The 10,559-nt window shown below is 68.9% G+C and carries 9 protein-coding genes; 1 reads left to right on the forward strand and 8 read right to left on the reverse strand.

The genetic code is table 11. The features are described from left to right. Positions 1–8: 8 nt before the first annotated feature. The 5 genes from G4D87_RS25490 to G4D87_RS25505 form a co-directional block, all read right to left on the reverse strand. The gene (locus tag G4D87_RS25490; protein WP_163784843.1) at positions 9–2,159 is read right to left on the reverse strand and encodes a catalase; all 2,151 of its coding nucleotides are present in this window, start codon (positions 2,157–2,159) and stop codon (positions 9–11) included. Positions 2,160–2,314: 155 nt separating this feature from the next. Beyond that, a complete protein-coding gene (locus tag G4D87_RS25495; RefSeq protein WP_163784845.1) occupies positions 2,315–2,887 on the reverse strand; it encodes an SRPBCC family protein in 573 nt (190 codons plus the stop codon). Between the two features lie 123 nt (positions 2,888–3,010). Next, entirely contained in the window at positions 3,011–4,426 is a 1,416-nt protein-coding gene (locus G4D87_RS25500) for an L-serine ammonia-lyase (protein WP_163784847.1), read from the reverse strand. Between the two features lie 174 nt (positions 4,427–4,600). Next, on the reverse strand, positions 4,601–4,741 hold the full coding sequence (locus G4D87_RS39585; protein WP_240358601.1) for a hypothetical protein: 141 nt from the start codon (positions 4,739–4,741) through the stop codon (positions 4,601–4,603). Then, entirely contained in the window at positions 4,711–6,153 is a 1,443-nt protein-coding gene (locus tag G4D87_RS25505) for an SNIPE associated domain-containing protein (RefSeq protein ID WP_240358602.1), read from the reverse strand. Before G4D87_RS25505 ends, G4D87_RS39585 begins: the two co-directional genes overlap by 31 nt. 184 nt (positions 6,154–6,337) lie before the next feature. Here G4D87_RS25505 and G4D87_RS25510 point away from each other — a divergent pair, with 184 nt between their 5' ends. After that, positions 6,338–7,708 carry a tail fiber domain-containing protein gene (locus G4D87_RS25510; protein ID WP_240358603.1) on the forward strand — a complete coding sequence of 457 codons (1,371 nt, stop codon included), beginning with the start codon at positions 6,338–6,340 and terminating at the stop codon, positions 7,706–7,708. Between the two features lie 78 nt (positions 7,709–7,786). Here G4D87_RS25510 and G4D87_RS25515 read toward each other — a convergent pair whose 3' ends face one another. The 3 genes from G4D87_RS25515 to G4D87_RS25525 all read right to left on the reverse strand — a co-directional run bounded on the left by G4D87_RS25515 (position 7,787) and on the right by G4D87_RS25525 (position 10,423). Beyond that, positions 7,787–8,611, reverse strand: coding sequence for a hypothetical protein (locus tag G4D87_RS25515; RefSeq protein ID WP_163784851.1), 825 nt, complete (start codon positions 8,609–8,611; stop codon positions 7,787–7,789). 14 nt (positions 8,612–8,625) lie between these two features. Next, complete coding sequence (locus tag G4D87_RS25520; protein ID WP_240358605.1) at positions 8,626–9,429, reverse strand: hypothetical protein; 804 nt, start codon at positions 9,427–9,429, stop codon at positions 8,626–8,628. A 61-nt stretch (positions 9,430–9,490) separates the two neighbouring features. Further along, on the reverse strand, positions 9,491–10,423 hold the full coding sequence (locus tag G4D87_RS25525) for a hypothetical protein (RefSeq protein WP_240358604.1): 933 nt from the start codon (positions 10,421–10,423) through the stop codon (positions 9,491–9,493). Between the last annotated feature and the right edge of the window lie 136 nt (positions 10,424–10,559).

The raw sequence follows: 10,559 nt of genomic DNA on the forward strand, positions 1-10,559 counted from the left end.
CGGCTGAGCTACGCCGGGGGCGGGGCCTCACGCTCCCAGTGGCGGCGGGCGATGGACTCGGCGAAGAGCTGGCCGAAGCCCTTCGTCTCCACCTTCGCGCTGCGGACGACGCCGCGCGTGGCGTCCAGGCCCTTGGCTGGAGGCGCCTCCAGGTCGCGCACGCCCGCGGCGTCCAGCAGGGTGGTGGCGTCCGCGGAGAGCGCCAGCGCCTTGCAGTGCACGTAGGCCTCGCGCACGAAGTCCACCGCCAGCGGCACGCGCCGCAGGGCCGCGACGCTCCGCTCACCGCCGGGCACGTAGACGGCGTCGTACATCACCGAGGACGCGGTGGAGAAGGTCCGCAGGGGCCGCTCCTCCCGGCCTTCCTGGCTCGTCACCGGGCTCAGCGTGGGGCCCACCACCTCCAGCGTCGCGCCCCGCTCCTCCAGCGCCTTGCGCACGCCGTCCAGCTCCTTGCCGGAGAACCCGTCCGACACCAGGGCCGCGATCTTGCGCGTGCGGATGGAGTCGTGCGGCGAGTTCTCCATGCTCAGCGCCGGGGACGTCTCCACCGAGAGCGCCGCCTTCTTGCCCGCGGCCTTGGACGGCTTGGGCAGCCGGGTCGCCTTTGGCGGCGTGACGCCCACGGCGCGCGCCACGCGCACGGCCAGCTCCGGGTCCACGTTCACCAGAATCTGGTTCACCACGCGCTCGCGAATCTCCACGCGCTCCACCTTGCCAACCTCGAACTCGAGCGCGGCCACCAGGTGCTCCTGCTCCGGCTTCGACAGGCTCTTGTAGAAGAGGGTGGCCTGGCTGAAGTGGTCGCTGAAGCTGCCGCTGCGCGCGCGAATCTTGTGGCCCTCCACGCGCTCCTGAAAGTGGCGGAAGGCGCTCGCGGGGTTGGCCAGCACCGGGCAGCCGCCGCCCAGGGAGTTGGGATGGTAGTTGGCGCGGGACGTGGGAATCGCCTGCCGCCCGAAACCGTCCTGCTGGTGGTTGGTGACGGGGCACACCGGCTTGTTGATGGGCAGCTCCGCGAAGTTGGGGCCGCCCAGCCGCGTGAGCTGCGTGTCCAGGTACGAGAAGAGCCGCGCCTGCATCAGCGGGTCATTGGTGAAGTCGATGCCGGGGACGATGTTGGCCACGCAGAAGGCGACCTGCTCCGTCTCCGCGAAGAAGTTGTCCGGGTTGCGGTTGAGCGTCAGCTTGCCCACGCGCTGCACCGGCACCAGCTCCTCGGGGAGCAGCTTGGTGGCGTCCAGCAAATCGAAGCCGTACTTGAGCTCGTCGCCTTCGGGGATGATTTGCAGCCCCAGCTCGTACTCGGGGAAGTCCCCGCGCTCAATGGACTCCCAGAGGTCGCGGCGGTGGAAGTCCGGGTCCTTGCCGGACAGCTTCTGGGCCTCGTCCCACACGAGCGCGTGGTTGCCCAGCAGCGGCTTCCAGTGGAACTTGACGAGGTTCGCCTTGCCGGCCGCGTTGACCAGCCGGAAGGTGTGGACGCCGAAGCCCTCCATCATCCGGAAGCTGCGCGGAATGGCGCGGTCCGACATCAGCCACATCACCATGTGCGTCGTCTCGGGGACGAGCGAGACGAAGTCCCAGAGCGAGTCATGCGCCGAGGACGCCTGGGGGATTTCGTTGTGCGGCTCGGGTTTGACGGCGTGGACGAAGTCCGGGAACTTGATGCCGTCCTGGATGAAGAAGACGGGCATGTTGTTGCCCACCAGGTCGAAGTTGCCTTCCTCCGTATAGAACTTGGTGGCGAAGCCGCGCACGTCACGCACGGTGTCCGCCGAGCCACGCGAGCCGCCCACGGTGGAGAAGCGCACGAACACTGGCGTGCGCAGCGACGGGTCGGTGAGGAAGCGGGCCTGGGTGACCTTCTCCAGCGACTTGTAGACTTGGAAGTAGCCGTGGGCGCCCGCGCCGCGCGCGTGGACGGCGCGCTCCGGGATGCGCTCGTGGTCGAAGCGCATCACCTTCTCCCGGAAGTGGAAGTCCTCCAGGAGCGTGGGGCCGCGGATGCCGGCCTTCAGTGAGTTGTCCGTGTCTGAGATGGGAATGCCCTGGTCCGTGGTGAGGACCTTCCCCTCCGCGTGCATCCGGTGGGGTTCGAGGCTTTCGCTCTTGAGCGTGGTGGGCCGGGGCTTCGCCGAGGGCTTGCGCGGTTTCATGGGGGCCTGTCGCCAACGAGAGAGGTGAAGGCGCCGTCTACGCTGGTGGCGTCCTCCCTGGGCCACGAGGCTTTGGGGGACGTCGGCGAGTCGGCACTCGCGCGCGTGGCAGTGTCCACCACCGCGCGCTCGGACCTCGCGGCGTCAGGCGGGCATCACGGCACGGCGGGCGCGGCCACGGACTCCGCGTGCTTCTTCGCGTCGGCCACGGCGACGTCCTTCAGGGTCGCCAGGCCCTTCTCGAAGTCCTTCCCAATCATGGCGTCCATGTCCATGAACAGGCTCATGGCCTTGCCCATGAAGGTGTTGTCGCCCGACATGGCCCAGACAATCTGGGTGCCGCCCTCGGTGGGGCTGAACGTGAAGGTGGTGGTGTTGGTGGACTCGAAGGGCTTGATGAACTCCAGCTTGATGGTGACCTGCTCGTTGGTCTTGCTGTCGGTGATGGTCATCCGGCCCTCACCGACCTGGTCGTTGCCCACCCAGGCGTAGCCCGCGCCGGTGCCTGACTCCGGGCCGGAGTAGGTGCGCCGCTGCTGGGGGTCCAGGCCGTCCCAGGGGGACCACTCGGTCCAGCGGTGGAAGTCATTCACCAGCGCGAAGGCGATGTCCGAGGACACGGGGACCACCGCGGTGCGCTGATAGGTGAACGTGTCGGGGCGGGTGACGACGACGCCGACGAACAGCAGGATGACGGCGGCGAGGCCGGCGAGAATCTTCTTGAGCATGGGGCGTGGGTCCTCACGAAGCGGCCTGGGATGGCCGCGTTCCTGGCGCGCGTCTTAAAGCGTGTCCGGCGCTCCGCGCAACCCACGCACAGCGCAGCGACTCCGACGGAGATGGCTGGCGGCTCAGCACTCTGGGAGGCCCACGCTCAGGTTCGTCACCTCCAGCACGTTGGCGGCCAGCCCTCCTCGCGACGTCTCCTTGTACTTGTCCTTCATGTCGCGGCCGGTGTCGCGCATCGTCCGGATGACCTTGTCCAGGCTGACGAAGTGGCGCCCGTCGCCGGAGAGGGCCATGCGCGTGGCGTTGATGGCCTTCACGGAGGCCATGGCGTTGCGCTCGATGCAGGGCACCTGCACCAGTCCCCCAATAGGGTCGCAGGTGAGGCCCAGGTTGTGCTCCATGGCGATCTCCGCGGCGTTCTCCACCTGGAGCGGGGTGCCGCCCATGACCTCCGTGAGCGCGCCCGCGGCCATGGAGCAGGCGCTGCCGACCTCGCCCTGGCAGCCCACCTCCGCGCCGCTGATGGAGGCGTTCTCCTTGTACAGCACGCCAATGGCGCCGGCGGTGAGCAGGAAGCGCACCACGCCGTCCTCGTTCGCGCCGGGCACGAAGCGCCAGTAGTAGTGCAGGACGGCGGGGATGATGCCGGCGGCGCCGTTGGTGGGCGCGGTGACGACGCGGCCTCCCGCCGCGTTCTCCTCGTTGACGGCCAGGGCGTAGAGGTTCACCCAGTCCAGCACGGTGAGCGGGTTGGTGAGGCCGGCCTCGGGGCGGCTGATGAGCTTCTGGTACATGCCCGCGGCGCGGCGCTCCACCTTGAGGCCACCGGGGAGGATGCCGCCGCTGGTGCAGCCGCGGCGCACGCAGGCCTGCATCACGTCCCAGATGCGCAGCAGCCCGGCGCGAATCTCCGCCTCGTCGCGCCAGGTCTTCTCGTTGGCGAGCATGAGCGAGCTGAAGCTCATGCGCTCGCGCTCGCAGTGGGCCAGCAGCGCGGCGGCGGACTGGAAGGGGAAGGGCAGCGGCGTGGCGTCCTTGCTCAGCGGGTCCTTGCCCGCCGCGGCGGCGGACTCGTCGACGATGAAGCCGCCGCCCACGGAGTAGTAGACGGCCGAGGCCAGCTCCGCGCCGTCTTCGCCGCAGGCGGTGAAGCGCATGCCGTTGGGGTGGAAGGGCAGCGAGCGGCGGCGGTGCATGACCAGGTGCTCGCCGTCACGGAACGTCACCTCGCGCTGGCCGAGCAGCGTCACGCGGCCCTCCGCGCGCCAGCGGGAAATCATGGCGGGCACGGCCTCCACGTCCACGGCCTCTGGCGTCTCGCCCATCAGGCCCAGCACCACGGCCTTGTCGCTGCCGTGGCCCTTGCCCGTCGCGCCCAGCGAGCCGAACAGCTCCACCTTGAGCCGGGTGAGCCGCTCCAAAGCGCCTGTGTCCGCCAACTTCCGGGCGAACATGCGCGCCGCCCGCATGGGCCCGACGGTGTGCGAGCTGGAGGGTCCGATACCAATCTTGAAGAGGTCGAAGACGCTGACGGCCATGGCGAGCGCAACATGCCACGTTTCCACTTCCGTCCCAGCGTCCCCCCGCCGACGCGCATGTCACCGCGTGGACGGATGAACGTCATTGGACGTCCAACGAGCGTGGGTGGCGCGATAGACGCGGCGCGTTGTCAGCCCGGTGTCTGGCCCGCTGCCTGCGTCGAAGTGGCGGGCTCATGCGACGGCGCGCCGTGGCGCTGACGCTGGGGATGCTTCCTCGGCGCTTCGTTCCTCCTCGGTGAGCGCGAGCGACTTGCGGTACTCGGCGGCTTCGGCGACGCGCGTCAGCTCGAAGTCACCGTGGTGCTTGCGCACGGCTCGGCGATTTCGTCCAGGCTCACCCGGAAGAACTCCTTGCGCTCGTTGATGCGGTTGACGCGCCGGTTGGCGAACATGCGGTGCAGCTCGGACTCCAGCTTGGGCGCGTCCTGAGTGCGGATGATGGCGTGGACGTCGAACTCGAAGGGGACGGACGCGTCACCCAGCTCATCGATGCGGTCCTGGGGGACGAGCCGCCGCGTCATCCCCATCTTGAAGATGCCCTCTCCGAACGAGCCGATGTTGGAGATGACGTAGACGTGCCCGGCCCGGGTGAGCTGAGCCTGGGAGAGGATGCGCGTGCGCTCCTGGTCCTCCGCGACTCGAAGTTCGAGTTCGGCGATACGCGCCAGCAGCTTCTGCTGCTGCGCGCCGGTACTCTTCTCGAACTCGGCGCGGGCCTTGCGCAGGGCTTCCTCGTCGCGTCGCGCTTCCCGCTCGGCCTCCAGCCGGGCACGCTCCAGCTCGCGCTGGGCGGCCTCTTCCTCACGCATCTGCTCACGGATGCGCCGCTGCTCATCCTTCTCTTGCTGAAGCTTCTCCTGGTACTCGTGGGCGAGCCTGAGTTCGTCCAGCTTGAGGTCCACGTACTTCGTGGCGATGAAGCACTGCTGGATTTCGGTGAGGGCGCTGATGGCGTCGGCGGCCTTCTGGATGCGCGCCTCCATGGCCTTGGCGTTCTTGTAGCTGACCTTGGCGACACAGGCGTCGGCCTCGCCGTTGAAGGCCCGCAGCATCAGCTTCAGCGTCCGCTCCGTCTGCTTGCGGCCCTCCGCCTTGCTGCCGTTGACCTCCCACTCAATCTTGCAGAAGGCGGCCTTCTTCTCCTTGAGCATCTCCTTTTGACGCTCGCGGATGTCGTCCAGGCGCTCCTCGTACTTCTCTGATGTGGAGAAGTTGTAGACGGGTTTGTAGAGCCCGTAGGAGCGGAGGACGGACTCCTCCTCCAGCGGGCGCAGCTCGGCGGTCAGCCGGGAGATGGTGTTTTCAAGCTGGGCGCGCTCGACCTGGGCCTGCTGGCGCCGGACGTCCGCCTCACGGGCGGCTGTCTCCGCCTGTTCTCGGAGGCGCGTTGCCTCGGCCCGGGCCTGCGCCTTCTCCTGGGAGATGGCGCGTTCAGTCTCCTCCTTCGCGCGCACCAGGTTCAGCCTGGCGCTCTGGATGGCTGACTCCGCATCCTCTCGAGCCCGCGTCAGCTCCGCCGCCACCCGGTTCCGCTCCATGGCAAGCGTGTGCGTGGATTCGGCCTTCTCGCGCGTCAGTTCCGACAGGACGCGCTGGCGCTCGGCTTCCACATCGAGCACGGGCTGGAAGCGCTTCTTCACGGCGGCGAGCCGGACGGCGGTGAAGACGAGCAGCCCTGACGACAGCAGGCTCACCAGCCCCAGGACCCAGATGGCAGGCGGCATCGGTGTATCCCCCTCACTTGGCCTCCCATGGAAGGAGACGCGTGGCCGCGGCGGCGGCCTTGGTGGGGGCCGATGCTCGGACAACACGCGTGCGCACCGGAATCCCCCCTGGGGAGTATGGCCCTTTTCGCGAAGGACTCGGGGTGAAGTCGTTTTATACCCAGCGCCCACACCGGGAGATGACATGAGGAATGGACGACGGGTCGCCGCGCTGAGCTGCATCATGCTGACCGCCGTGGGGTGTGGTTCGGAGGGGCCACCCGCCCAAAGTTGGGAGGTGGGTTCGGGGCTCCGGTTGGACGACAACAACGTCGTCAGCGTCGCGTATGGCGCGGGGCCGGGGACGGTCGTGGAGGGGAGCGACCCCCGCTTGAGCGACGCGCGTGCGCCGCTGCCGGGCAATGGGAGCTACATCCAGAATGGGACGCAGCCCCAGGACGCCTCGCTGTCGCTCGCGGGCACGGCCAGCACGCGGTCCGGCCTGTTCGTCGACGCGGCGGCGCCTGTCGCGTCTCCCGTCCCGCTGCTCCGTGTCACGAACACGAGCGGCGCCCAGCCGGTCTGGGACGCCTTGCCGCTCTTCACGGTGGACTCCGGCGGCGGGCTGCTGGCGCGCGGCGAGTTCGCGGAGTACGGGGCGCTGACGACCAGCGGCGGTGGCACGCGGCTCATGTGGGCCCCGTCACGCGGAGCGTTCCGCGCGGGCACCGTGATGACGGATGAGTGGGACGACGCCAACGTGGGGCAATACTCGTGGGCGGGCGGAAACCGGACCCAGGCCAGCGCGTATGGCACGTTCGCCTTCGGTGACCAGTGCGTGGCCAGCGGCACGGTGGCCGTGTGCTTCGGCTCGGCCACTCAGGCGACGGGAACGGCGAGCTTCGCCAGTGGCGCGTCCAGCACCGCGAGCGGCTTTGGCTCCACGGCCATGGGGTACACCAACACCGCGATGGGGCTGGGGAGCGTGGCCATCGGGTACCGCGCCCAGGCAACGGGGGACTACAGCGTCGCGCTGGGCAATCGCGTGTCCACGGAGGGCCGCAGGGGCTCGTTCATCTGGGGCGACGCGTCGACCACCACCACCGCGACCAGCACCGCGGACAACCAGTTCATGGTGCGCGCGGCGGGGGGCGTCCGCCTGAGGACCCGCGCCGACCTGGGGACGGGGTGTGACCTTCCGGCGAACTCGGGGGTGTTCACCTGCACGTCGGACCGCGACATGAAGGAGGACTTCCGGCACGTCGACGGGGAGGCCCTCCTGGCGAAGGTGGCGAAGCTGCCCGTGGCGTCCTGGCGCTACAAGGGCGAGGACCGGCAGGTGCGGCACCTGGGGCCCGTGGCGCAGGACTTCCGCGCCGCGTTTGGCCTGGGGACCGATGACACCAGCATCGGCATGCTCGACATCGACGGGGTGAACATGGCCGCCATCCAGGCGCTGGAGCGGCGGACGCGGGAGCTGCACGCGAAGAGCGCCGAGCTCGACGCGCTCAAGGCGGAGCTGGCGGAGCTGAAAACGAGCGTGGCGCGGTTGAAGGCGGCGCTGCCGCGGCCGTGAGCCGCTGACGCTGGAGACACGAAGGGCCGGGAGGACGTCCGTGGGACGCCGGCTCCCGGCCCTGGTGCTGACGGACGGCTACTGGTCGTCGCAGGGCGTGCCCAGGCGGGCGCCTTCGTACACACCGAGCTCGTTGTAGATGAGCGGCAGGTTCTCATCCACGGGCACCTGGCGCAGCTCCAGGCGCCGCTTGGTGTTTTCAATCCACAGGGCGGGCTTCGCCTTGTCGAGCAGCAGGCGGAGGTCACCGCGCTTGGTGGAGAAGATCTCACCTTCGGAGTCGGAGATGACGTTGGTCATCTTCTGGGACTTCAGGTTGCCACGGGGCCCGATGAAGACGCGGTAGCTCTTCTTCTCCGCCTCGTGGAAGCCACGGTCCACGAAGTAGTAGACGCCCTTGGTGTCGCGCAGCAGCGCGTAGGGCACGAACTTCTGCGGGTTGGGCTGGAAGGTGGCCTTGCGCAGCAGCTCCGCGGCCGGCTCTCCGTCCAGCATGGTGAGGGGAATCTTCTTCTCCCCGCACGCCAGGGAGCAGGTGCGCTCCTTGCGGTCCATCTCCACGCTCGACATCACCCGCCAGTCGATGCCGCGGAAGCTGGGGTTCGCGCCCTTGTTGAAGAAGCGCGGGTCCAGGAAGGACGTGGGCGACGTGTAGGGGCCGGGGTGGGGCACCTGGACGAGCTGCTTCTCATCGCCGTAGTAGAGGACGGCGTGGGTGTCCTCGTCGTCGGGCGTGAGCGCGACGTAGTGGCCCTTGCCGTCGGTGCACACCGACGTGGCCTCCAACATCATCTTCTCGCCGAGGTTCGACTCCTTGCCCCAGGGGGGCTTGATGGGCTCGGCCGCCATGGCGGCCGTACACGCGAACGACATCGCCGCGAAGGCGAAACGCTGGAATCGCATCGTGAAGGCTCCGGCTACAGGTGCTGCTTGAAGAACTTGGTGGCGAACTTGTCCTGGTTGCTGGCGTCCCGGGTCGTCGTCCAGATGACGCGGTCCGCTTCGAGCTTGGGCTCCAGCGCGGAGCCGAAGCGGCAGCTCACCTGCTTCACCTTCTCCTGGATGGTCTGCTTCGCGATGGCGGACGCGGTGCACAGCTCCTTGAGGCTGGTCAGCGGCGTGCCACAGTAGCTGGCGATGCTCAGCTCCTTGAGCTGGTCCTCGTTGACGCTGCTCCAGTCGATGCGGGCGGCCACGGACGTGCCACACGCGTTGTTCATCTCCTGGAGGGTGGCGGCATATTCCTTGTCGTGGCCGGACTCCTCGCCCTTGCGGTCGAAGGCCATCAGCTTCGCCAGGGTGCCGTCCTTCATCTGCTTCTGGTGCTGCGCGTAGACCTCCTCCGGCTTCAGCGCGGCGGTCTTCTTCTCGTCGTAGGCCAGGCGGATGGGGCGCTGGCGGCCGGGCACGTAGAGCTCGTACTTCGTGTCCCGAACGTGCAGGGCCGTGTACTTCCGACCATGCCACTGGGTGCTGTAGTTGAACTGCTCGGTGCTGCGGGTGCTCCAGTCGTTCTGCTCGTAGGGGAACACCAGGCCGTCGAACTCCGAGCCCGTGCCCTTCACGCGCAGGATGAACTTCTTGTCGGAGCGGGGCGTGAGCGGCACCACGGCCACCTCTTCGCCCTCCGTGCCGGAGTACACCTTGCCCGCTTCCACGGGCGCGGCGGCCAGGGCCTGCGACGCCCCCAGCGCGACTGCCGCGACAATCACTGCGACCATGTTTCTCAAGCGAATCACCTCGTGTTGCATGAGAGCCCCCCTACCTGGATGGCCCGCTGGTTCAGAGCTCGATGTCGTGCTTCTGGCAGAACTTCTTGACCTTGGCACGCTCCGCTGACGCGACCTTCGGCCACTCACTCACCGCACCGCCCAGGTCCTTCTGATGGCAGTAGGCGCGGGTGAGCAGCGAATACGCCGCCATGGAGCGCTTCGCGCGCTGGCTGCTGCGTGCCAGCGCGATGGCGCGGCTGGCGTCACCGGAGGCCAGCGCGCTTTCTCCGTCCTTGAGCAGCTTGCGGACCTGCTCTGGGAGCGCCTCCTTGGGCTCGGGGCGCGTCACCGGGCGTGAAGGCGGCTTGTCGGGCGGGGTGTGGGTGGCCACGACCACCTGCTGCGGGGAGCCCGCGTCCGGCGGAGTCTGTGTGCCGTTGGCCTGCTCGGTGCCGTTGGCCTGCTCGGTGCCGTTGGCCTGCTCGGTGCTGTTGGCTTGCTGAGTACCGTTGACTTGAGCGCCGTTGGCCGGCTGCGCGTCCTGGGGCACGCGGGGGTCCGCGACGGGCGTCGTGGGCGAATCCGTCCCGGAGGAGGCGCCACCCTTCATCATCCAGACGAGTCCCACGCTGGAGGCCAGCAGGACCGCCGCGGTGGCGCCGATGAAGGTGCCGCGGCCCTTCGCCGCGGGGGGCGCTAAGGCCGGCGTGGATGGGGCGGACACCAGCGCCGCGGCGGCGTGGGCCTCGGCGGCGCCCGGGATGGGCACGGGGACGCTCACGGACGTGTGCGGCTGGGCGGGACGCTCCGGCACGGGAAGGGCCGGGACCTGCTTCGAGATGAGTGTGGGCTCCAGGCCAGGCGGGTCGATGAGCGATGCGGCGGACAGCTGCGCCACGCCCATCTGCCCCGTGGCGGACGGGTTGACGCCCTGCGCCTGCGCCACGCCCATCTGCCCCGTGGCGGACGGACTGAAGCCCTGCTGGCCGGTGCCGGGCGCCATGGTGGCGTCGAAGCCCTCGCGGCCCGTGTCCGGCGCCACCTTGAGGCTCCCGGGCGGGACGGTGGCGGACAACGAGGCCGGGCCCGCGGAGGGCAGGGCGATTCCGGACCTTTCTCTTATACCCATCTCCGAGCCC

The sequence above is a fragment of the Myxococcus vastator genome, from assembly GCF_010894475.1.
Taxonomy (GTDB): domain Bacteria; phylum Myxococcota; class Myxococcia; order Myxococcales; family Myxococcaceae; genus Myxococcus; species Myxococcus vastator.